Origin of the sequence: Mesorhizobium sp. ESP-6-2 (assembly GCF_020164675.1) — a bacterium.
Lineage (GTDB): Bacteria > Pseudomonadota > Alphaproteobacteria > Rhizobiales > Rhizobiaceae > Mesorhizobium.
Genome location: NZ_JAIUGT010000002.1, coordinates 667,041 through 687,567, shown reverse-complemented (window position 1 = coordinate 687,567; position 20,527 = coordinate 667,041). Strand labels below are relative to the sequence as shown.

Genomic DNA, 20,527 nt, shown 5'->3' with positions numbered 1-20,527 from the left:
CCTGCCGATCCTGAGATTAGCGTGCCTGCGCCAGGGTGAAGGCGCAACGGTGTCCAACTAGCCACCTAAGGCGACCCGGGAAAATCATTGCGCGCCGCGCGCCACGCGCTCGATCTCCTCGCGCACCAGGCGCTCGACCAGCGTTGGCAGGTTGTTGTCCAGCCAGTCCTGCAGCATCGGCCGCAGCATCTCCTCGGCCATCTCGTCGAATGTCTTCTTGCTGCGGCTGGCAAAGGCGTCGGAGAGCTCGCCAAAGGCCGCGGCGACCTGCCGGCCCGTATGCTCGGAAAGGATTGCCGGACGGGCCGCAGGCGTTTCATCCGCCGCCTTGCGCGCCTCATCGGTGGTCGCCGGGGCGGCGATCGAAGGGGCCCGCTCGAACGCCGGCTCCGGTATCGGCTCGTCCACCGGCGCTTCGGGCTGGGCAACCGGTTTGCGAATGCCTGGTATCGCCTTCGCCTGCTCGCCGACCGCCGCGATCTCGCGGCGCCAATCGGCGACGATGGCATCGCTTGCCGCGCCGGCCTCGGGCGCCGCGGGCCTGTCGGTCCTTTCGGCGGGCAGCGGCTCGGCAGCGATCCGGGCGCTCACGTCGGCAAGCGTCATCGACGCCCTTGGCGCCACGGGATCGGTTCGCTCCGGCGCGTCCATGCGCGCGACCCTTGGTTCGGCCGCCGATGTCTGTGCCTGCACCTCCGCCAGCGTGACCGGCTTCCTGACCTCAAGGCTTGGACGCAGTTCGGCGCGAAACGCGTCGACGTCGGCGGCTGGAGCCTCGCTCGCCGCCGGCTTAAGGTCCTGGCGCAGGTCATCGGCATCGTCCGGCTGCTTGCGGCCGCTGTCGCTGTCCTCGATGATCCTCCTGATGGAAGCCAGTATCTCTTCCATCGAAGGTTCGCGCTGTGCGCTGCTTGCCGTTGCCATCGTCACATCCGCCGCCCTTGTGACCTGTTGCAGATTTCCGCTCCGGAAAAAGCCGGATTCGAATCATGGCGACAGCGTAACCGACGGATCGCCGTACGAGAATCCCCATTCTGGGGACATGTGGGATTTCAACAGATTAGCGAAATTCGTCGTGACGGCTTGCCGGCGCAGTTGCGCAAACAATGAAGCGGCCCCGCGGTTCGATCGAACGCCGGCCCGCTTCTAGAGAATTACTCGAACCTGTGGAGCTTAGCGGCCGTCCGGCGTGCGCAGGCCGATCCACTTGTCCTTGACGGCGTTGTAATGCTCTTCAGGCCTGTACTTCGTCGCCTGCAGCGCAAGGCGCTCGGCCGAGAGGCGGCCGATCGCCGACAGGATGGCATAGCTTGCCACCACCACGTCGTGCTCGGAATTTGCCTGGTTGATCTTGGCGGTGATGACGGTGGCCTGCGCGTTGAGCACGTCCAGCGTGGTGCGCTGGCCGACATTGCGTTCCTCGATGACACCGTTCAGCGCCAGTTGCGCGGCGTCGATCACCTGCCTGTTGGCGGCGACGCTCTGCTGCGCGGCGGTGTATTGCGACCACGCCGAGGCGACGGCCTGGCGCACCTGGTCGCGGCTGACATCGACCTGGATGCGGGCCTCGCCAAGCGATTCCTTGTTCTGTCGCACAACCGCCGAGGTGCGGCCGCCCGAATAGATCGGGATCGTCAGTGTCGCACCGATGTTGGCCGAGGTCGAACCGCCGTTGCTCCCCTGGAGGTCGGGATTGCGATGCAGATAATCCTCCGAAATGCCGGCCGACGCGGAAAGCTGCGGCAGCAATGCGCCCTCGGACGATTTCACCGAAAACGCGGCCGCATCGACCAGATGCTGGGTGGCGAGGATCGCCGGATGTTCGGCCGAGGCGATGGCAATCGCCGAATCGAGGCTCGGCGGCAGCAGCCTGGCCAATGGCGAGGCAGGCCTGAGCTTGCCCGGCTCGTCACCGACGATCTGGTGATAGCTCGCCGCACTTGCCAGCGCCTGCGCGCGGGCGGCGCTGAGCGACGCCACGGCGGAAGCGCGCGACGCATCGGCCTGCGCAACGTCGGTGCGCGTGCCTTCGCCGACCTCGAACCGCGAGCGCGCGGCGCGCGCCTGCTCGGTCAGGAACTGCAGATTCTGCTCCGTCAGCACCGCGATCTGCCGGTCGCGTATCACGTCCATATAGGCCGTGGCCGCGCTCAACAGCGTGTTCTCCTCGGTGTTGCGCAGGCTTTCGACTGATGCCTTGACCCGCGATTCGGCTGCCGCCACATTGTTTCTCGTCTGGAAGCCGTCGAACAGGCTCTGGTTTATGACGATGCCCACACTGGCCGACCCCGTCTTGACGTTGGCGCCGCTGGCACGGGTATTCACATAATTCGTGTCGGCCGTCCCGGTGATGGTCGGGCGCCAGCCGGACTTGGCGATGGCCACGCTCTCGTCGGTGACGCGTACGCCGGCTCGGGAGGCATTCAGCGAGGAATTGTATTGGTAGGCCTTTGCAAGCGCGCCGGAGATGGTTTCGGCCGAGGCGGCCAGCGGGGAAAGCGCGGTCGCCGAAACGAGGACGGCGGTGAAAAGTGACTTGCGTAGAGACGGCACCATTAAACCCTCATTCGTTTTCCATGGGAACCACACCGCACCGGCTTCTCCTTTGAGAACCGGAGCGGCGTGTCAGAATGTTCCCTGTCGCTCGGCCCAAAGTGCCCCCATTGGGATCAGCAACGATTGTTCAAATGCAAGCGACCATGACAAAGCCTCTGCTGCAAGGCCAAATCATTCAGAATTCGAAAGCATGCTCACGTTCGAACCCGGGTAGTGGCTTAATTGCCGCATTAAATGCCCGTCTACCGGTTACAACCCCCCCTGCTTTGAAAAAAAGCCGCGCCACGCCGGAATTGCCCTGGCCTTCGACCGCGACGAGGCGGCCGCCTTCGGCGAGCTGGTCGAGCAGCGCCGCCGGCACTTTGCCGACGCTGCCGCCGACGAAGACGACATCGTAGGGCGCCTTGGCCGCATGTCCCTGCGGCAGCGGGCCCTGGACCACGGTCACATTGCCGCAGCCCAGCGATGAAAGCACCGACTTTGCGGTTTCGGCCAGCGCCGAATCACTTTCAAGCGCCACCACGGATCCCGCCAGTCGCGACAGGATGGCCGAGGCATAGCCGGTGCCGCAGCCGACATCGAGGACCGAATCGGCCTGACTGATTTCGGCCAGTTGCATCAGCTTGGCCAGCGGCGAAGGCTCCATCAGATATCGCGCGCCGCCAGGGCCGTCCGCGATGCGGATGTCTTCGTCGATGTAGGCGAGATTGCGCTGGCGTTCGTCGACGAAAAGCTCGCGCGGCACGGAAAGCATGGCGTCGAGCAGCGGCGTGCTGGTCACGTCGGTGGTGCGGATCTGGCCATCGACCATCTTGACGCGAAGCTCGGAGAAATCAGCGCTCATGTCCCAACCAATCCGCTTGCCGCGCCACATCGCGGTTCATCTAGACGGGAACGGCGAGCCCCTGCGCTGACGCGCGGGAGCCCGGAGATTGGAGGCCTCGCCCGGAATCGAACCGGGGTGCAAGGATTTGCAGTCCTCTGCGTAACCACTCCGCCACGAGGCCTCGTTGCTCCCGGCGTTCCACCCGGTTCCAATAGGTTGCGGCGAAAAAGCCGTCAAGCGGCGACAATGCATTCGCGACGGTTTCGCCTGCGCCAGTCCCGGCACCCCGCCCCAAATGCGAGACAGGGCGGTTCGAGCTGCATTAGCAAGCCGTTAAGCATGGCGGATGATCGAGAGAAACTCCGCGCATCGGGCTGCGTTGAAGTGCAGGAGGACTGCGCCATGCAGCTGGCTAAAAAACCTGACGAGTCGACCAACAATGCGGACAGCTCGCCGCTGCTGGGGTGCGAGGAGCTGGTGCGCTACGCCATGGATTGCCTCAAGATAGAAGGCACCGGCCGGCTTTCGCCGCGCGACCGCGCGCGCCTTGCCTCGGCTTCCGCCGTCCTGAAGGAAATCAGCGAGGATCTGAAAGCAGGCCAGCAGGACGTCCCGGAGGAGGCGAGCACTGGAACGCAGGATAGCGCTGCGATTTGATTCGGCCCCTAAGGTCGCCGCGACGAAACCGGGCAAGGCCCCGGCCGATCAATCCGGCCGGCGCCGTCGTTCCCACCAGACGACGAACCGGCGCCGATGGCGCCGCACCATGGCGAATTCGTAGGAGAGCACCAAAAGTCCGAGCGGCACCATCCAGAAACCGAGAACAGGCAAGAACCCCAGAATGCCGCCGATCGTCAAAAGCACGCCGATCGCAATCCTGAGGCCGCGCGAACGCGGCATGGTGAACTTGCGTCCGAAGACCGATATCTTTCGCGCCGGTGCCTGGTTTTCTTCTGCTGCCGTCATCTCGAATGGCTGGTCCGTCTGGTGGCTTGAGGGTGTCACTTGAGGAAAGCCGCGACTGCACATTCGGTTCCGCGCCCCTCGCAAGGAGGCTAATATGAGGACGAACGCCGCCGATTGCGAGAAACGCCTGAGCGAAAAAGTCTCGGAAAAATGCGAAATGGTTCTTTGCAAAGCCGAAAAGGGTTTGCTATAGGCTGCGCCACTCGCATGAGAGCCTCTGTTCCCCGGTAGCTCAGTGGTAGAGCAACCGGCTGTTAACCGGTTGGTCGCTGGTTCGAATCCGGCCCGGGGAGCCAACAATTTCAAAGACATCGCGGCCTGAGCCCAAATCGCGAATTTTGCGATTTGCGTATCAGGGCGACATCTGCGGCAACAGAAGGTTTGCAGCGCGCTGGACAATCGGCCGTTCTGCCGAGCCTTCCACATGGCCAAGGCGAGGCCGCCGCTCGGCAAATCGAAGCGGCTATCGCACGCATGAAGCTCACCAAGGGATCATGCGCTGCTCCTTCGCGGAATCGAGCGAAAGCAAAAGAGCCCTGCTCACCGAAGCAGCCGAAGCCACAAAATCTAAGCCCAGGAAGCAGACTGTCCCAGCGCGTTGACGGTTGGTTAACGTTACGTTACCCTCCATAATTAGCTTAAGCTAAAAAAGGGGGATCTGATGAAAACGACTATCGTTTGCGCGGCTATCGTCCTTGCCACCTCAAGTGCCGCTGTGGCCCACGAGAAGAAGAAAACGGTCAACGCCGACGCATGTGCCGGCCTGTCGATCAAGGCGGCAGTGGCGGCGAAATTGGACTGCACTGCAACGGGTACCGGTATTTCACCACAGACTGACGCAGCTAAACCCAAGGCGCGCCTTGGGTACGACGATGCCAGCCCTGGGATGCCCTCTTTCGGGCTTTAATTTTTCCGCTTCAGTCGCCATGCTCGCGCGCCACGCGCTGGTGCAGGGCTGGAGCGAATGATGCGAAAAATTTTGATATCGGTGCTGCTGCTGAGGGCCGCCTTTTCCATAAACGCCGCCCTCGCGCTGGACAGCAGCGGCACGCCTGTCGTGGTCACGCCGCTTGCCTCGCGCACGACCACCGCATCCGGTTCCGCTCGGCCGGACTGACATGCCGTGCCGGTCGCCGATCTTTATCGATGGAACCCGATTCCTCGGGCTGGGTTCTTCGCGAAATCCCTTTGCTTGGTGAATGCCTTTTCCTGGAGCAAACTCCCTGCCGGGGCTCAAGGAGCAGAAATGAGAGCACGAACAGCGACGGTCGGCGATCTGGAAGACGTGTTTCGCCATTTGTCCAAGCGGATGTCCGACGAATACATCGCCGCCGGCAAGGACAGCAAGGTCGCCTACGACAATCTGATGATGAACCTGAAGGAGGGCCGCGCCCATGCCCTTGTCGACAGCGACGGGACCGTAGCGATCATCGCCTGGCATGAACATGGGGACGCCGCGGACACGCTGTTCGCCGCGCGCGAGGGCTTTTTCAGGGTCGCGACCGTGCGTTTCTGCAGGCGGCATATCAGGCAGATCCAGGCGCTCGCCGGCAATCTCCCTATTCACTCCCGCAGCTGGCTTACGGGACCGGAAATCGCAAAATGGTTTCGCACCATCGGCTATGTCGAGCGCGGCGAGGAAAACGGCGCCAAACTGTTCGAACTGCCGCCGGCCGCGACCCGGCCGGGCTAGGCAAGCGGCTTCGGTGCACCGCGGTTCCAGCGTCCATTGCACCGTGGCACGGCTCGCCTTGGCGGCGGCCCTAGCCCCAGGCGCGGACCATTTGCCGCGTCGTGGCGTTCAGCCGGTTGAAGGCGTTGATCACGGCGATCTGGATGACGAGCCCGGCAAGCGCCTTTTCGTCATGGTGCCGGGCGGCCTCGTCCCATACCTCGTCCGTCACGGCATCCGTTCTGTCGGCCAGCCTTGTGCCGGCCTCGGCAAGGGCAAGCGCGGCGCGTTCGGCATCGGTGAAGTACGGCGTTTCCCGCCAGGCCGACAAGGCAAAGATGCGTTCGTCCTTCTCGCCGGCCTTCTTGAGTTCGCGCGCATGCATGTCGACGCAGACCGAGCAGCCATTGATCTGGCTGGCGCGCAGATGGACGAGCTTGCGCGTCACATAGGGCAAATCGGCCGCGTCGGTCGACTTGTCCAGCGCCAGCAGTGCCTGCAGGGCGCCGGGGATGAGCATCACGGGGTTCTTGAGCCTGGCTTCCATGGTCTTTCTCCGTTTTGAAACGTTTGTCCAGGGCGTGGTTTGCCATGCCCGCAAGCGGCGCATCCGGGAGACTTGTTGTGGTTCGCCGGCCATGCCCGCCGAGTGGTCGAGGAGAGTCGGCGCTCAGCCTTGCTTCGCAGCCACCTGCTCAAGCCGCTCAAGAATACGCGGCCAGCCGCTTCCCATGCCGACATATCCACGCTCGTCGGCCGGCCGGAATCCCGAGTGCTCCATCCGCACCCGGGTCGCCGCGCCCTCAGGCGTGAGCGACCAGGTCACCACGGTTTTCAGCCCGCTGTCGGATTCGCTTCCGTCACCCCAGCTATAGGCAAGCAGGCGTGGCGCCTCGACCTTCGTCACCCCCGACCAGCCCGGTACCGGTGAAGCGCGGAACGTGAAGCGATGCCCCTCTTGCGGCGCGAAGTCGTTCTGCATGAGCCATTCTGCGACAAGTTCGGGCACCGTCAGCGCACGCCATATCTTCTCCGCCGAATGCGGAATCAGCCGTTCAACGACGATCGATTTGGTCTGCGTCATGCCCTGCTCCTCTTAGTCGTTGTCGAGCGGCCGCTCGGGATCAATAACCCGATGGCTATGGGTTAACTCATAACCACGTAGTTATAAGACTGTCAAGCAGGGAAATGTCCCCTGGTCCAATGCGACGTGCTGTTCCTGCTTTCGCGCCCGCCGCCCGGGTGCTACGGGCTTCTCACAACATCATGGACAGGATCACACCTTGACTGAAGAAGTCCGCCCGCCGCTGATCGAAATCTGTGTCGAGGGCATTGATGGCCTCCTGGCAGCACAGGCCGGCGGCGCCGACAGGGTCGAACTGTGCGCCAGCCTCGTCGAAGGCGGCATCACGCCGAGCCTGGGAACCGTGCGCGCCGCCCTCGACCAGGCGACCGTGCCGTTCCATGTCATGGTGCGGCCGCGTGGCGGCGATTTTCTCTACAGCGAAACCGAGTACCGTTCGATGCTGGCCGACGTAGCCGCCCTGCGCGACCTCGGTGTATCAGGCGTGGTGTTCGGCTGCCTCACCGCCGAAGGCACCATCGACGAGCGCCGTATGAGCGAATTGACGGAGGCCGCCGGTGGCCTCAACGTCACTTGTCACCGCGCTTTCGACATGACGCGCGACCCGGCCGAGGCGTTGGAAGCGTTGATCCGTTGCAAGGTCGGCCGCGTGCTGACCAGCGGCCAACGCGACACGGCGATGGAGGGCTTGTCGCTGTTGGCGGACCTGGTGCGACAGGGGGGCGACCGCATCGTCATTCTCGGCTGCGGCGGGCTCGATCTCGGCAACATTGCCGAGGTGCGGCAAAGGACTGGACTATCCGAAATGCATTTCGCCGCCCTCAAGGGCGTGCCCAGCGCAATGCGCTACCGCAATCCAAAGGTCGGCATGGGCGGCTCCGATCTCGACCGCGAGTATCGCAACACGCTAACCGATACGCCGCTTGTGGCAGCGACGATCGCGGCGGCCAAGGCATGACCGCCCTCTCCCCGATCAGCCGTGTCTCGCGAAGCGACGAAGCGGCCATACTCGCGCTCAACAACGAGCATGCCGCCGAATTGTCGTGGCTTGAGCCCGAGCGCCTGTCTTTCCTGCTTGGCGAGGCGTTCTATGCGCGCCGCATCGGCGCGCTCGAAGCCTTCATCATGACCTTCGATCAGGGGGCCCGGTACGACAGTCCGAATTTTCTCTGGTTTCGCGAACGCTACGAGCGCTTCGTCTATGTCGATCGTGTGGTGGTGGCGGCGCAAGCCCGTGGCCGCGGCCATGCCCGCCTGCTCTACCAGGACCTGTTTGAGCACGCCACGCGCGCCGGCCACGCACTGGTCGCATGCGAGGTCAATGCCGAACCGCCCAACCCGGCTTCGGACGCCTTCCATGCCGCGCTCGGCTTCACCGAGGTCGGCGACGCGGTGATCCACGGCGGCAAGAAGGCTGTGCGCTACTACGTCAGGCCGATCATCGCCTGAGCGCTGCTCCTTTCCAGGTCTCCACCATTACTGGAACAGCGCCGCCGCACTGACCAGCGTCGTCCAGAACCCCCACAACAGCGGGATGCCGACCAGCAGCCAGGCAAGGACCAATTTGACAGAATTGCTGTTGTCTTGCGCCATGGTCACTCTCCTTACGCTGCAGCCGGTTCGGCCTTCATGTGGAACCGTGCATTCACCGGCCGCATCATCAGGTTGAGCAGGAAACCGACGACGAGCAGGCCGGCCATGATGTACATGGTGACCGTGTAGGCATCGGCCTTCGCCACCCCGGCATCGATCTGGTACTGCCTGATGTAGTTGACCAGGACCGGCCCCAGCACGCCGGCCACCGACCACGCCGTCAGCAGGCGGCCATGGATGGCGCCGACATACCGCACGCCGAAGACATCGCGCAGATAGGCCGGAATGGTGGAAAAGCCGCCGCCATACATGCTCAAGATGACGCCATAGAACAGCACGAAAAGGAACACGTTGCCCGACTGGCCCGTCCACGGCACCACCGCATAAAGGATCACGCCCAGCACGAAGAAGACCGCGTAGGTCGTCTTGCGGCCGATATAGTCGCTGGTCGACGCCCAGAAGAAGCGGCCGAGCATGTTGAAGATCGACAGCAGGCCGACGAAGCCGGCGGCAGCCGCCGGCGTGATGCGTCCCGGGAACATCTCCTGGCTCATGGCGGAGGCTTGGCCGAGGACGCCGATGCCGGCCGTCACATTGAGGCACAGCACGCCCCACAGCAGCCAGAACTGCGGTGTCTTCAACGCGTCGTCGAGATGGACGTTGGCGGTTGTGACCATCGTGTTTTGTGTCGCCGGCGGCGTCCAGCCGGCCGGACGCCAGCCATCGGGCGGCACCCTGACGATGACAGCGCCGATCAGCATGAAGATGAAGTAGACGATGCCCAGCACGATGAAGGTTTCGGCGACACCGATATGCTGCGGGGTCGAAAACAGCTTCAACAGATAGACCGAAAGCGGCGAAGCGATGAAGGCTCCGCCGCCAAACCCCATGATCGCCATGCCTGTCGCCATGCCCGGCCGGTCGGGAAACCAGGTGATCAGCGTCTTGACCGGCGAGATGTAGCCGAGCCCGAGGCCGATGCCGCCCAGGACGCCGTAGCCGAGATAGATGATCCACAATTGATGCAAGGTGACGCCGAGCGCCGACACGATGAAACCGCCGCCGAAACAGCAGGCGGCCGCGACCATCGCCTTGCGCGGGCCGACGCGATCCAGCCAACCGCCGCCGAAGGCTGCCGCGAGGCCAAGAAACAGGATCGCGATCGAAAAAATCCAGCCGAGTCCGGTCAGCTTCCAATCATCGGGCGCCGAATCGGTGATACCGATCAGTTTCGACATCGGCAGGTTGAAGACGCTGAACGCGTAGGCCTGACCGATGCAGAGATGAATGCACAACGCCGCCGGCGGCACCATCCATCTGCTGAAACCGGGCTCGGCGATCGTGCGCGAGCGGTCGAGCCAGCCGCCGGCGTTTTCCCTGGTCGTTGCCATTCCATCCTCCCATGCAATGCTCCGATTCGAATAAACTAGGCGGAGCACGGGGCGGGACAACAAGGAAGAGCTGCCATAATACCAATGTCTAAGGACATCGGGCTATCCGGCAAGCAGATCGCCAGGTCACCCCTGGCTATATTAGGACGAACTTACCAAACAAGCTGCCGAACAGGCGGCATCAAGCGAGGCTGACCTTGGCCGCTATGCAACGCAAGGGAGGGACACTGCGGCGTCACTCACCAGTTGCGGTTCAGCCACTCACGCGACGGCCGCTCGATGACATAATAGCTGCAGAGCGCGCAGGCAAAGACCCCAGCCAGCATCAGCCAAGGGTCGCTGCCTCGCTCATAGACGAATTTGTAGAATGGCTGCTGCCACAGATAGAGCGAATAGGACCATAGGCCCAGCGTCGCCATAGGCCAGGACGACAGCAGTCCGGAAAACAATCTCGTGCTGAAATCGAGAGCGTTGACGGCAAGCGCCAGCAGCGGCACGGCGACCAGATAGTGGATCGGGGTCGGTACCGGGTCCATGAACAGAAGCACCGCCGCGATCGCTGCCGCCACCGCCACATAGGGGCCCTTCAACAGGGCCGGCAGCTTGCCGTCGGTCTTCAGCAGGCAGATGGCGGCCGACAGCAGGATCGACGCAATATGCACGTCGGTGCGCCAATATGTGGTTTCGTAATCCATGTGCAGGAACCAGTACGAAACGGCACCGTTTGCCATGGCCAGCACCGCCAGCACCAGGAGCAGCGGGATGACGCGGCTGCGGCTTGCGACGAACGCGCTGATCGCGGCCAGGATGATGTAGGCATGCTCTTCGACACAGAGCGACCAGATGTGGTCGAGCGCGCCGGCGCGATTCACGAGAATTCCGGCATAGTTGTAGGTGAATGTCAGCGCCGTCAGCGCCGCCTTCCATTTGAAGGCGATGAACGTGCCCGACAGCGCAATCATGGAAACGATCACGAACACCAGCAGTGCGGGATAGATGCGGGAGAAGCGGCGCTTGAAGAACTTCTTCAGCGGGTAGCGCTCGACGAACAGGATCTCGGCCATCAGCCGGCCGCTGAGCACGAAGAAAAATTCGACGCCCAGCACGCCGAGATTGATCCCTGCAACGGGAAAGAAATGGCCAATGAGCACCAGCGCGATCGAAAGTCCGCGCCAGCCGTCGAGATAGGCCAGTCTTGTCCTGGCGGATCTGTCGGCGACGGGTCTTGGCGGCACAACATGCGTCGCGGAGATGTCGGTCATGCCGCTCCCTTCGCATTGAAACATGCGAATAGGGTCGCAGGTCGTGATGAACACTCCGAACCCGGCTCGCGTTTGATCGCCGGCATAGTGCAGTGCAATATCGCTTTGTGCAAGTGCGAGATTGCCACAATGCGCTGTCTGCGGAAAAGGGGCGCGAAGTCCCTCTCCCGCCTGACAGGGATCAGAAAGGAATCAGGCGTTCGCGGCGGCCACCGCGCGCTTGGCCATGACCGCGACCAGATTGGCACGGTAGTCGGCGGAAGCGTGGATATCGCTCATCAGCTTGGTCGCCGGCACCTTGACGCCGTCGAGCGCCGAAGCCACGAAGTCCTTCGCAAGCGCGGCCTCGATCTCCTTCGAGCGGAAGACGCCATCGTCGCCGGCGCCGGTCACGGCCACGCGGATGCCGTCCTCACCCTTGGCCACGAACACGCCGACAATGGCGTAGCGGGAGGCCGGATTGCGGAATTTTTCATAGGCTGCTTTTGCCGGCGCGGTGAAGGTGACGGCCGTGATGATTTCGCCGTCCTCCAGCGCCGTCTCGAACAGGCCCGTGAAGAACTTGTCGGCGGCGATCTGGCGCGTGTTGGTAGTGATGGTGGCATTTAGCGCCAGCATGGCCGCTGGATAATCGGCCGCCGGGTCGTTGTTGGCGATCGAGCCGCCGATTGTGCCCCTATAGCGGACCGCCGGATCACCGATCAGCGATGCCAGATGCGCGAGCGCCGGGCAGGCCTGTTTCAATTTGTCGTCGCTGGCAACATCGAAATGCGTGGTGGCGGCGCCGATCGTGACTGTCCTGCCGGACACTGTCACGCCTTGCAACTCCTTGATCCGCGACAGGTCGACGACATCGGAAGGGGCCGCCAGCCGCGTCTTCATGGCCGGGATCAGGGTCATGCCGCCCGACAGCAACTTGGCGTCGCCGCCCGTGACGAGCTTCGCAGCATCGGCGACCGAGGCGGCGCGGTGGTAATTGACTGCGTACATTGTCTCTCTCCCTTCGGGAAAGAGCGAATAGGGTAGAGCGAGTTAGCGAATAGGACCTTCCCTTCGCATCACGCTTTTCCCCCACTCGCTACTCCCTACTCGCTTTTCAATGCTTCGCCGCACGGATCGCGGCCCACACCGTAGACGGCGAAGCCGGCATGGCGATATCCGCGATTCCTATGGCGTCAGTGATGGCGTTGATCACCGCCGGCGGCGAGCCGATAGCGCCGGCCTCGCCGCAGCCCTTGATGCCGAGCGGATTGCCTGGACACGGCGTGTTCGAGGTCGAGACCTTGAACGAAGGCAGGTCGTCCGCGCGCGGCATGGTGTAGTCCATGTAGCTCGCGGTCAGAAGCTGGCCGTCGGCATCATAGTGGGCGCCTTCGAGCAGTGCCTGGCCGATACCCTGCGCGATGCCGCCATGCACCTGGCCCTCGACGATCATCGGGTTGATGATGTTGCCGAAATCGTCGGCTGCGACGAACTGGATGATCTCGGTCGTTCCGGTATCCGGATCGATCTCGACCTCGCAGATGTAGCAGCCGGCCGGAAAGGTGAAATTGGACGGGTCGTAAAACGCCGTCTCCTTCAATCCCGGCTCCATGCCACCGGGCAAATTATGAGCGGTATAGGCCGCCAGCGCCATCTGGAACCACGGCACGTTTTTGTCGGTGCCGGCGACCTTCAGCGCGCCGTTCTCGATGACGATGTCGCCCTCGTCGGCTTCGAGCAGATGCGCCGCGATCTTCTTGGCCTTGGCCTCGACCTTGTCGAGCGCCTTGGCAATCGCCGACATTCCGACCGCGCCCGAGCGCGAGCCGTAGGTGCCCATGCCCATCTGCACCTTGTCAGTGTCGCCATGGACGATCGAGACGCTGTCGATCGGCACCCCAAACCGTTCGTTGACCAGTTGCGCGAAGGTCGTCTCATGGCCCTGGCCGTGGCTGTGCGAGCCGGTCAGCACCTCGATGGTGCCGGCGGCGTTGACGCGCACCTCGGCCGATTCCCAAAGGCCGACGCCGGCGCCGAGCGAGCCCACCGCGGCCGACGGCGCCAGGCCGCATGCTTCGATGTAGCAGCTCATGCCGATGCCGCGCAGCTTGCCGTTCCTCGCGGCCTCCGCCTTGCGTCCGGCAAAGCCGGCATAGTCGGCGGCCTCCATGGCCGCGTCGAGCGAGGCGCCATAGTCGCCGGCGTCATAGTTCATGATGACCGGCGTCTGGTGCGGAAACGTGGTGATGAAGTTGGTCCGCCGAAGCTCCGCCGGCGACATGCCGAGTTCCCGCGCCGCGGTTTCCATCGTGCGCTCGATGAGATAGGTGGCTTCGGGACGCCCTGCCCCGCGATAGGCATCGACGGGTGCCGTGTTGGTGTAGACCGTGCGGACATTGGCGTGGATCGCCGGGATGTCGTACTGGCCCGACAGCAGCGTCGCATAGAGATAGGTCGGCACGCAGGACGAGAACAACGACATGTAGGCACCGAGATTGGCCAACGTGTCGACCTTGAGGCCGGTGATCCTGTTGTTCTTGTCGAAGGCCATTTCCACTGTCGAGACATGATCGCGACCATGTGCGTCGGAGAGGAAGCTTTCGGTGCGGTCGGCCACCCACTTCACCGGCACGCCGGTTTTCTTGGACGCCCACAGGCAGACGATCTCTTCCGGATAGATATAGATCTTGGAGCCGAAGCCGCCGCCGACATCGGGCGCGATGACGCGCAATTTGTTTTCCGGCGCAATGTTGTAGAAGGCGCTCATCACCAGCCGCGCGACATGCGGGTTCTGCGAGGTCGTCCAGCAGGTATAATGGTCTTCCGCTCTGTCGTAGTGGCCCAGCGCTGCCCGCGGCTCCATGGCGTTGGGCACCAGCCGGTTGTTGACGATTTTCATGCGGGTGACGTGGGAAGCCGCCTTGATCGCCGCGTCGGTCGCCTTGGCGTCGCCGATCTCCCAGTCGAAGATCAGATTGTTTTCGGCTTCCGGATGGAGTTGCGGAGCGCCCTTTTCGAGCGCCTTCGTCGCATCCACCACCGCCTCGAGTTCATTGTAGGTGATCTCGACTGCTTCGGCGGCGTCGCGCGCCTGCCCCTTGGTGTCGGCGACCACGACGACGACCGCATCGCCGACATAGCGAACCTTGTCGACCGCCAGCGGCGACCAGGCTCCCATCTTCATCGGGGAGCCGTCCTTGGAATGTATCATCCAGCCGCAGATGAGATTGCCGATGCCGTCGGCCTTCAACTCCTTGCCCGTCAGCACGCCGATGACGCCCGGCATGGCTTGAGCCTTGTCGACGTCGATCTTCACGATCTGGGCATGCGCGTGCGGGCTGCGCACGAAGGCCGCATGTTTCATGCCGGGCACCACCATGTCGTCGACATAGCGGCCGGCGCCGGTGATGAACCGCTTGTCTTCCTTGCGCGCCACGCGAGCGCCGACACCTTCAATGCCCATCAGAAATTCCTCCCGAAATAGTGAGCAGGAAGTAGTGAGTAGTGAAGATCGGCGCCGGTTCGGACCGACTACTCACTCCTCACTACTCACCCCTTTCTCACGCCGCTTGCCTGACCTTGCCGCTCATCCCCTCCGATGCGGCGAGGATCGCCTTGACGATGTTGTGGTAGCCGGTGCAGCGGCAGATGTTGCCCTCGAGCTCTGCGCGCACCGTCGCTTCGTCGAGGCCTTCGGGGTGGCGCTTGATCATATCGGCCGCCGTCATGATCATGCCCGGCGTGCAGAAGCCGCATTGCAGTCCGTGATGCTCCTTGAACGCCGCCTGCACGGGATGCAGGTCGGCACCTTTGGCAAGCCCTTCGATCGTCACCACACTCGATCCGGACGCCTGCACCGCGAGCATCGTGCAGGATTTCACCGCCTTGCCGTCGACCTGGACGACGCAGGCGCCGCATTGCGAGGTGTCGCAACCGACATGGGTACCGGTGAGACCGAGATTCTCCCGCAAGAAGTGAACCAGCAGCGTTCGGTCCTCGGCCGCACCGCGGACCTGTTTTCCGTTCACCATCAACGAAACGTCCGACATGAATCCTCCCTGGCATCACCTTGGTCATCACACTGCCGACGCGGTGTTGGCTTCGGCCATGCGTTATTCGTACACCGCACAAGCCGTAAAAAACAGCGCGGCGCAAAAGCCGTATCATTGTACTTTCGGCCATGGCAGGGCGGAACACCCATTCCCCTCGCCCCATTGCCAAAATGCCGATTGGCGGCAACAATGGCTTTCGACGCTGGCGCGCAAGAAGCACATAAACAGCCGCGCACAGGCAGCGTCGGAGGAAATGCGGGAGAACGTCGCTGACCGTTTCACGGACGCGCTACGCATGCGGTTTGTCGGCGCTGACCACGGACGAGCCCGACCCGGACGTCTTCGCACGCGCGGTAGCGGCGGAGGCGGCCGCCATCGAGGCCGGCTTCGCCCTGTTGTTCTTTTCCCAGCGCCTTGTCGAGGCCGGCGCCCTTTCGCGCGCAATCGCGGCCCATGCGCCGGCGCTACACTACGCCGGCTGCTCGACTGCCGGCGAAATCACGCCGCAGGGCCTCGAGGAAGGCCATATCCTCGCCATGCTGCTCCCTTCGGCGTCGTTCACCGCGGTCAGCACCACGGTCGACAACCTGTCGTCATCGGGCTTGGACAGGGTCACTGGTGATGTCGAGGATCTGAGACGCACGCTGCATGGGCGCATCGGCGGCGAGCGGACCAGGAACACCTTCGCGCTCTGTTTCATCGACGGACTGTCCTATGCCGAGGAAGCGGTGAGTTCGGCCATCCATTGGGGCCTCGATGACATACCGCTGCTCGGCGGTTCCGCCGGTGACGACCTGAAATTCGAGACGACGAGCCTGATCTCCAACGGCAGGGTCACCTCCGACAGCGCCATCATCGTGCTGGTCGCCACGGAAATCCCTTTCCATGTCTTTAAGACCGACAATTTCGTTCCCACCGACGAAAAGCTGGTGGTCACCGCGTCCGATCCCGATCACCGCATCGTGCGCGAGTTCAATGCCACCATTGCGGCCGAGGAATATGCCGCTTCGGTCGGCATCGTCGCGCAGACGCTGACGCCGCTGAGCTTCGCCTCGCATCCGGTGGTGGTGAAGGTAGGCGGTGAATATTACTGCCGCTCTATCCAGAAGATGCATGCGGACGGCTCGCTATCGTTCTTCTGCGCCATCGACGATGGTGTCGTGCTGTCGATCGCCCAACCCAAGGACATGGTGGAATCGACCCGCGCGGCTCTGCTCGACGTCGAGGCGAGGCTTGGCGGCATCGACATGATCATCGGCTTCGACTGTGTCCTGCGCCGGCTGGATGCGCGCAACCGCCAGGTCTTTCGCGAGATTTCCGAACTCTACCGGGTCAACAACGTCATCGGCTTCGGCACCTATGGCGAACAATACCGGTCGATGCATCTCAACCAGACCTTCACCGGCATCGCCTTCGGCGAGCGCCCGGCCGCCGAGTGAGCGCTGCCGTGCCCCTTAAGGACATAGACGATCCCGACAGGCTGAAAAAGATCAACGCCGCGCTGGTCAGCCGCGTCGAGCGTTCGATGGACCAGCAAGGCAACGCCTTCTCGCTGTTCCAGACCGCGATCTCCCTGGAAAGCAGGGTACGCGCCCGCACCGAGGAACTGCACTCGACCTTGCGGCGGCTGGAGCAATCGAACATCGACCTCAGCGCCGCCAAGGAAAATGCCGAGCAGGCGAACCTGTCCAAGACCCGCTTTCTCGCTGCGGCCAGCCACGACGTGCTGCAGCCGTTGAATGCGGCGCATCTGTCCGTCTCCGCCCTTGCCGAAGTGCAGACCAGCGACGAGGGCCGGAAACTGGTGCGGCAGGTCGAGCGCTCGCTGGAGACGATGGAGGACCTGCTGCGCACGCTGCTCGACATCTCCAAGCTCGATGCGGGCGTGGTCCAGCCCGACATTGGCGACGTCAGCCTGGAGGCGCTGTTCTCGTCGCTGCGGTCGGATTTCGAACCTGTGGCCGAACTGAAGGGCCTGTCGCTGAAATTCCGCGCCGTCAACGCCGTGGTCCGCTCCGATCGCACGCTGTTGCGCCGCATCCTGCAGAACATCCTCTCCAATGCGCTGGGCTATACCCGCTCGGGCGGCGTCCTTGTCGGCACCAGGCACCGCGGCGATGCCATCCGCATCGATGTCGCCGACACCGGCTGCGGCATTCCCGACGACCAGCGCGAGGCCGTGTTCGAGGAATTTCATCGCGGCATCATGCCTGCCAATGCCGAACTCGCCGGCGGCGGCCTCGGCCTTGGGCTGGCCATCGTGCGGCGCATCGCCGGCGCGCTCGGACATCCCGTGACGTTTTCCTCGAAGGTCGGCCGCGGCACGATTTTTCACATCGATGTCCCCGTCGGCATCGGTGCCACGGCCGACGCCATCGCCAGCGCTGCAAGCCTGGAGCGGCCGCGCGGCTACGGCCTGTTCGGCACCAAGGTTCTGCTGGTCGAGAACGATGTCGAGGTGCTGCAGGCGATGACCTCGTTGCTCGAACGCTGGCAATGCCTGGTGCGCGCCGCGACCTCGACCGACGACGCGCTCGACATGCTCGGCGACACGGACTGGGTGCCGGACATCGTCATAGCCGACCAGCACCTCGACGGCGGCGATCTCGGCACCACCACCATATCGAAGGTCCGCCGCTATCTTGGCCGCGCGGTACCGGCACTGATCGTCACCGCCGACAGTTCCGAAGCCGTCGCGAAGGCGGCGCGGGCCGGCGGCATCGAGCTGATGCGCAAGCCGGTCAAGCCCGCGCAACTAAGGGCGCTGCTGGCCCATCTGCTGGCTTAGACCTGCCCCTAAAAACCCGCCTGATCCCTGAAAAGCTCCGCATTATCAAGCTTCGAAACCTCGATCACCGCTTGCGTGCGGCTGTAGACGTTGAGCTTGCGCAGGATCTCCGAGACGTGCGCCTTGACTGTAGTCTCGCCCACTTGCAACTCATAGGCGATCTGCTTGTTGAGCAGGCCCTGGCGTAGCATCTGCAACACGCGCAACTGCTGCGGCGTCAATGTCGAAAGGCGCTGCACCATGTCGGCGCGGTCGGTGCTGTCGGCGTCGGGCGGGCGGCCCTCATAAGTTTCCGGAACATAGATGGCGCCTTCCATAACCGAGCGTATAGCGTTGGCCAGATCGCTCTTGCGCGCCGATTTCGGGATGAAGCCGGCAGCACCGTAGGACAGCGCCTCGGAGATGATCTTGGGCTCCTCGTAGCCGGACACGATGACCACGGGCAGGCGCGGATAGCGGGTCCGAAGCTGCAGCAACCCCTCGAATCCGTGCACGCCGGGCATGCTGAGATCGAGCAGGGCAAGATCGAACGGCTTTGTCCCGGCCAGCAGCTCGAGTGCCTCGGCGATAGAGCGCGCCTCCACCGTGTCGACCTCGGGATAGGCCATCTGCACGGCGCTGTGCAGCGCCTCGCGAAACAGCGGATGATCGTCGATGATCAGGAATCGGGCGCTGTCAGTGGCTGCTGTCATGTGGCTCGTTTCGGTTTGCCGACCTCAGCATAATCCCGCGACCATGGCCGACTTATTGGCAAATAGTCTATCCCAACGGAGGATGCATCGCCGCGAAAGTGATGGAAACTCCGGATTCCTTATAGGGGCCGGCAGGCCAATGCTTTATGAAAAGCGACGCCTTGCCCGACCCCTTAATTCGGCCGAAGGTGCCCGCGACCCCGTCATCCAACTGCAGAGACAGACCATGACCGCCTTTGCCCTCCCCGCTCCGCCAACGCCCTCGGTCGCAGTGGCCGGCTCGAACGAACGATTTGCGGTGCGCCGCATCTTCTGCGTCGGGCGCAACTACGCCGCGCATATCAGGGAGTTCGGCAATGACGAGCGCGATCCACCCTTCTTCTTCACCAAGCCGGCCGACGCGGTGGCCGACTCCGGCGCCACGATCCCCTACCCGCCGCTGACGACCAACCTGCACCATGAGATCGAACTGGTGGCCGCGATCGGCAAGCCGGGCTTCCGCATCCCGCGCGCCCAGGCGCTGGATCATGTCTGGGGCTATGCCGTCGGCATCGACCTCACTCGCCGCGATCTCCAGGACGAAGCCAAGAAGGCGGCGCGGCCCTGGGACTGGTCGAAGGCTTTCGACCGCTCCGCGCCGTGCGGTCCTCTGGTTCCCGCGCAAAAATCCGGCCATCCGAGCCAAGGCCGTATCTGGCTGGCCGTCGACGGCAAGATCCGGCAGGACGCCGACCTCGCCGAGTTGATCTGGCCGATCTCCGACATCGTCTCGATCTGCAGCGAAGGCATGGAATTGCAGCCGGGCGACCTCATCTTCACCGGCACGCCGGCCGGCGTCGGCGCGGTCAACCCTGGGGAGACGATGACCGGCGGCGTCGACGGCATCGGCACAATCGAAGTGACCATCGGCCAGCCAAATCGGTGAACGCATGAGCGACATCGTCCTTCACAACTACTACCGCTCCTCCACCTCCTACAGGGTGCGGATTGCGCTGGAGATGAAGGGGCTGACCTATGACTACGTGCCGCATCACCTGCGCCATGGCGAGCATCTCGAACCGGCCTATCTCGCGGTCAACCCGCAGGGCTTGGTGCCAGCGCTGATCCTGGGCGACGGCACCCTGCTGACGCAATCGCTGGCGATCATCGAATTTCTCGATGAGACGACGCCCGAACCGCCTCTGCTGCCGAACGACGCAGTTGGGCGCGCCCGTGTCAGGATGCTGGCGCAGATGATTGCCTGCGATATCCATCCGGTGAACAATCTGCGTATCCTGACCGCGCTGCGAACCGTGTTCGGCGCCGGCGACGAGGATGTCGCCAACTGGTTCCGGCACTGGGTCAACGAGGGTTTCAAGCCACTCGAAGACCTGTTGATGGCTTCGCCCGAGACCGGCACGTTCTGCCACGGCGACACGCCGGGGCTAGCCGATATCTGCCTGGCGGCACAGGTCACCAGCAATGCCCGTTTCGGCGTCGATATGGCGCCCTATCCGACGATCTCGCGCATCAACGCCGCCTGCATGGTCCTGCCGGCCTTCCAGAACGCCGCGCCGCAAAACCAGATCGATGCCGAGTAACCGTCATTCGGCGGGGCGCAGCGTCGCCATCGGCGTATGCGCAAACGGCCGACTTGTCTGGCGGAATCGATTTCCGCTTGACC

General features: G+C 63.4%; 22 protein-coding genes and 2 tRNA genes. 11 read left to right on the top strand and 13 right to left on the bottom strand.

Going from position 1 to position 20,527, the window contains the following annotated elements; translation table 11 throughout:
* Positions 1 to 84 precede the first annotated feature (84 nt).
* The 4 genes from LB532_RS08495 to LB532_RS08480 form a co-directional block, all read right to left on the bottom strand.
* Entirely contained in the window at positions 85 to 924 is an 840-nt protein-coding gene (locus LB532_RS08495; RefSeq protein WP_140638964.1) for a PopZ family protein, read from the bottom strand.
* Between the two features lie 249 nt (positions 925 to 1,173).
* Positions 1,174 to 2,553 carry a TolC family outer membrane protein gene (locus tag LB532_RS08490; RefSeq protein ID WP_140639227.1) on the bottom strand — a complete coding sequence of 460 codons (1,380 nt, stop codon included), beginning with the start codon at positions 2,551 to 2,553 and terminating at the stop codon, positions 1,174 to 1,176.
* A gap of 178 nt (positions 2,554 to 2,731) precedes the next feature.
* Entirely contained in the window at positions 2,732 to 3,400 is a 669-nt protein-coding gene (locus LB532_RS08485; RefSeq protein WP_140638965.1) for a protein-L-isoaspartate O-methyltransferase family protein, read from the bottom strand.
* A gap of 89 nt (positions 3,401 to 3,489) precedes the next feature.
* A tRNA-Cys gene (locus tag LB532_RS08480) sits at positions 3,490 to 3,563 on the bottom strand.
* 158 nt (positions 3,564 to 3,721) lie between these two features.
* Between LB532_RS08480 and LB532_RS08475 the strand changes: the two genes are divergently transcribed.
* Positions 3,722 to 4,039 carry a hypothetical protein gene (locus LB532_RS08475; protein ID WP_140638966.1) on the top strand — a complete coding sequence of 106 codons (318 nt, stop codon included), beginning with the start codon at positions 3,722 to 3,724 and terminating at the stop codon, positions 4,037 to 4,039.
* Between the two features lie 48 nt (positions 4,040 to 4,087).
* Here the strand turns inward: LB532_RS08475 and LB532_RS08470 are convergent, their stop codons facing one another.
* The gene (locus LB532_RS08470; RefSeq protein ID WP_140638967.1) at positions 4,088 to 4,348 is read right to left on the bottom strand and encodes a hypothetical protein; all 261 of its coding nucleotides are present in this window, start codon (positions 4,346 to 4,348) and stop codon (positions 4,088 to 4,090) included.
* Between the two features lie 221 nt (positions 4,349 to 4,569).
* Here LB532_RS08470 and LB532_RS08465 point away from each other — a divergent pair.
* From LB532_RS08465 to LB532_RS08450, 4 genes are all read left to right on the top strand, one after another.
* Positions 4,570 to 4,644, top strand: a tRNA-Asn gene (locus tag LB532_RS08465).
* Between the two features lie 365 nt (positions 4,645 to 5,009).
* Positions 5,010 to 5,255, top strand: coding sequence for a hypothetical protein (locus LB532_RS08460; protein WP_140638968.1), 246 nt, complete (start codon positions 5,010 to 5,012; stop codon positions 5,253 to 5,255).
* A gap of 60 nt (positions 5,256 to 5,315) precedes the next feature.
* Positions 5,316 to 5,465: a hypothetical protein gene (locus tag LB532_RS08455; protein WP_224556616.1), complete on the top strand. Its 150-nt coding sequence runs from the start codon at positions 5,316 to 5,318 to the stop codon at positions 5,463 to 5,465.
* A 129-nt stretch (positions 5,466 to 5,594) separates the two neighbouring features.
* Positions 5,595 to 6,041 carry a hypothetical protein gene (locus LB532_RS08450; RefSeq protein ID WP_140639228.1) on the top strand — a complete coding sequence of 149 codons (447 nt, stop codon included), beginning with the start codon at positions 5,595 to 5,597 and terminating at the stop codon, positions 6,039 to 6,041.
* A 70-nt stretch (positions 6,042 to 6,111) separates the two neighbouring features.
* Here the strand turns inward: LB532_RS08450 and LB532_RS08445 are convergent, their stop codons facing one another.
* Positions 6,112 to 6,567, bottom strand: coding sequence for a carboxymuconolactone decarboxylase family protein (locus LB532_RS08445; RefSeq protein WP_140638969.1), 456 nt, complete (start codon positions 6,565 to 6,567; stop codon positions 6,112 to 6,114).
* Between the two features lie 123 nt (positions 6,568 to 6,690).
* Positions 6,691 to 7,104 carry an SRPBCC family protein gene (locus LB532_RS08440; RefSeq protein ID WP_140638970.1) on the bottom strand — a complete coding sequence of 138 codons (414 nt, stop codon included), beginning with the start codon at positions 7,102 to 7,104 and terminating at the stop codon, positions 6,691 to 6,693.
* Between the two features lie 199 nt (positions 7,105 to 7,303).
* Between LB532_RS08440 and LB532_RS08435 the strand changes: the two genes are divergently transcribed.
* Together LB532_RS08435 and LB532_RS08430 are read left to right on the top strand one after the other, a co-directional pair.
* Positions 7,304 to 8,062, top strand: coding sequence for a copper homeostasis protein CutC (locus tag LB532_RS08435; RefSeq protein ID WP_140638971.1), 759 nt, complete (start codon positions 7,304 to 7,306; stop codon positions 8,060 to 8,062).
* Positions 8,059 to 8,553, top strand: coding sequence for a GNAT family N-acetyltransferase (locus tag LB532_RS08430; protein ID WP_140638972.1), 495 nt, complete (start codon positions 8,059 to 8,061; stop codon positions 8,551 to 8,553). Before LB532_RS08435 ends, LB532_RS08430 begins: the two co-directional genes overlap by 4 nt.
* Positions 8,554 to 8,708: 155 nt before the next feature.
* On the opposite strand, the gene LB532_RS08425 is transcribed toward LB532_RS08430, so the two are convergent.
* The 5 genes from LB532_RS08425 to LB532_RS08405 all read right to left on the bottom strand — a co-directional run bounded on the left by LB532_RS08425 (position 8,709) and on the right by LB532_RS08405 (position 15,381).
* Positions 8,709 to 10,088: an OFA family MFS transporter gene (locus tag LB532_RS08425; RefSeq protein WP_140551427.1), complete on the bottom strand. Its 1,380-nt coding sequence runs from the start codon at positions 10,086 to 10,088 to the stop codon at positions 8,709 to 8,711.
* 239 nt (positions 10,089 to 10,327) lie between these two features.
* Positions 10,328 to 11,350: an acyltransferase family protein gene (locus LB532_RS08420; protein WP_140638973.1), complete on the bottom strand. Its 1,023-nt coding sequence runs from the start codon at positions 11,348 to 11,350 to the stop codon at positions 10,328 to 10,330.
* Between the two features lie 192 nt (positions 11,351 to 11,542).
* The gene (locus LB532_RS08415) at positions 11,543 to 12,340 is read right to left on the bottom strand and encodes an FAD binding domain-containing protein (protein WP_140638974.1); all 798 of its coding nucleotides are present in this window, start codon (positions 12,338 to 12,340) and stop codon (positions 11,543 to 11,545) included.
* Between the two features lie 106 nt (positions 12,341 to 12,446).
* A complete protein-coding gene (locus tag LB532_RS08410; RefSeq protein ID WP_140638975.1) occupies positions 12,447 to 14,795 on the bottom strand; it encodes a xanthine dehydrogenase family protein molybdopterin-binding subunit in 2,349 nt (782 codons plus the stop codon).
* 97 nt (positions 14,796 to 14,892) lie between these two features.
* Positions 14,893 to 15,381 (bottom strand): (2Fe-2S)-binding protein, encoded by a 489-nt coding sequence (locus LB532_RS08405; protein WP_140638976.1) that lies wholly within the window; start codon positions 15,379 to 15,381, stop codon positions 14,893 to 14,895.
* 305 nt (positions 15,382 to 15,686) lie between these two features.
* Here LB532_RS08405 and LB532_RS08400 point away from each other — a divergent pair, with 305 nt between their 5' ends.
* Both LB532_RS08400 and LB532_RS08395 read left to right on the top strand, forming a co-directional pair.
* Positions 15,687 to 16,823 carry an FIST signal transduction protein gene (locus LB532_RS08400; RefSeq protein WP_140638977.1) on the top strand — a complete coding sequence of 379 codons (1,137 nt, stop codon included), beginning with the start codon at positions 15,687 to 15,689 and terminating at the stop codon, positions 16,821 to 16,823.
* Between the two features lie 8 nt (positions 16,824 to 16,831).
* Positions 16,832 to 18,172, top strand: coding sequence for a hybrid sensor histidine kinase/response regulator (locus tag LB532_RS08395; RefSeq protein ID WP_140638978.1), 1,341 nt, complete (start codon positions 16,832 to 16,834; stop codon positions 18,170 to 18,172).
* A gap of 8 nt (positions 18,173 to 18,180) precedes the next feature.
* Here LB532_RS08395 and LB532_RS08390 read toward each other — a convergent pair whose 3' ends face one another.
* On the bottom strand, positions 18,181 to 18,864 hold the full coding sequence (locus tag LB532_RS08390; protein WP_140638979.1) for a response regulator: 684 nt from the start codon (positions 18,862 to 18,864) through the stop codon (positions 18,181 to 18,183).
* Positions 18,865 to 19,090: 226 nt separating this feature from the next.
* Here LB532_RS08390 and LB532_RS08385 point away from each other — a divergent pair, with 226 nt between their 5' ends.
* Together LB532_RS08385 and maiA are read left to right on the top strand one after the other, a co-directional pair.
* Positions 19,091 to 19,789 (top strand): fumarylacetoacetate hydrolase family protein, encoded by a 699-nt coding sequence (locus tag LB532_RS08385; RefSeq protein ID WP_140638980.1) that lies wholly within the window; start codon positions 19,091 to 19,093, stop codon positions 19,787 to 19,789.
* Between the two features lie 4 nt (positions 19,790 to 19,793).
* Positions 19,794 to 20,444 carry a maleylacetoacetate isomerase gene (maiA, locus tag LB532_RS08380; protein ID WP_140638981.1) on the top strand — a complete coding sequence of 217 codons (651 nt, stop codon included), beginning with the start codon at positions 19,794 to 19,796 and terminating at the stop codon, positions 20,442 to 20,444.
* Positions 20,445 to 20,527: the final 83 nt, after the last annotated feature.

Bases quoted from the DNA above. Each gene is read 5' to 3' on its own strand.
- LB532_RS08450 (WP_140639228.1), top strand. From the start codon at position 5,595: ATGAGAGCACGAACAGCGACGGTCGGCGATCTGGAAGACGTGTTTCGC.
- LB532_RS08410 (WP_140638975.1), bottom strand. From the start codon at position 14,795: ATGGGCATTGAAGGTGTCGGCGCTCGCGTGGCGCGCAAGGAAGACAAG.
- LB532_RS08460 (WP_140638968.1), top strand. From the start codon at position 5,010: ATGAAAACGACTATCGTTTGCGCGGCTATCGTCCTTGCCACCTCAAGT.
- LB532_RS08430 (WP_140638972.1), top strand. From the start codon at position 8,059: ATGACCGCCCTCTCCCCGATCAGCCGTGTCTCGCGAAGCGACGAAGCG.
- LB532_RS08385 (WP_140638980.1), top strand. From the start codon at position 19,091: ATGACCGCCTTTGCCCTCCCCGCTCCGCCAACGCCCTCGGTCGCAGTG.
- LB532_RS08405 (WP_140638976.1), bottom strand. From the start codon at position 15,381: ATGTCGGACGTTTCGTTGATGGTGAACGGAAAACAGGTCCGCGGTGCG.
- LB532_RS08415 (WP_140638974.1), bottom strand. From the start codon at position 12,340: ATGTACGCAGTCAATTACCACCGCGCCGCCTCGGTCGCCGATGCTGCG.
- LB532_RS08420 (WP_140638973.1), bottom strand. From the start codon at position 11,350: ATGACCGACATCTCCGCGACGCATGTTGTGCCGCCAAGACCCGTCGCC.
- LB532_RS08495 (WP_140638964.1), bottom strand. From the start codon at position 924: ATGGCAACGGCAAGCAGCGCACAGCGCGAACCTTCGATGGAAGAGATA.
- LB532_RS08485 (WP_140638965.1), bottom strand. From the start codon at position 3,400: ATGAGCGCTGATTTCTCCGAGCTTCGCGTCAAGATGGTCGATGGCCAG.
- maiA (WP_140638981.1), top strand. From the start codon at position 19,794: ATGAGCGACATCGTCCTTCACAACTACTACCGCTCCTCCACCTCCTAC.
- LB532_RS08455 (WP_224556616.1), top strand. From the start codon at position 5,316: ATGCGAAAAATTTTGATATCGGTGCTGCTGCTGAGGGCCGCCTTTTCC.
- LB532_RS08425 (WP_140551427.1), bottom strand. From the start codon at position 10,088: ATGGCAACGACCAGGGAAAACGCCGGCGGCTGGCTCGACCGCTCGCGC.
- LB532_RS08445 (WP_140638969.1), bottom strand. From the start codon at position 6,567: ATGGAAGCCAGGCTCAAGAACCCCGTGATGCTCATCCCCGGCGCCCTG.
- LB532_RS08390 (WP_140638979.1), bottom strand. From the start codon at position 18,864: ATGACAGCAGCCACTGACAGCGCCCGATTCCTGATCATCGACGATCAT.
- LB532_RS08475 (WP_140638966.1), top strand. From the start codon at position 3,722: ATGGCGGATGATCGAGAGAAACTCCGCGCATCGGGCTGCGTTGAAGTG.
- LB532_RS08440 (WP_140638970.1), bottom strand. From the start codon at position 7,104: ATGACGCAGACCAAATCGATCGTCGTTGAACGGCTGATTCCGCATTCG.
- LB532_RS08470 (WP_140638967.1), bottom strand. From the start codon at position 4,348: ATGACGGCAGCAGAAGAAAACCAGGCACCGGCGCGAAAGATATCGGTC.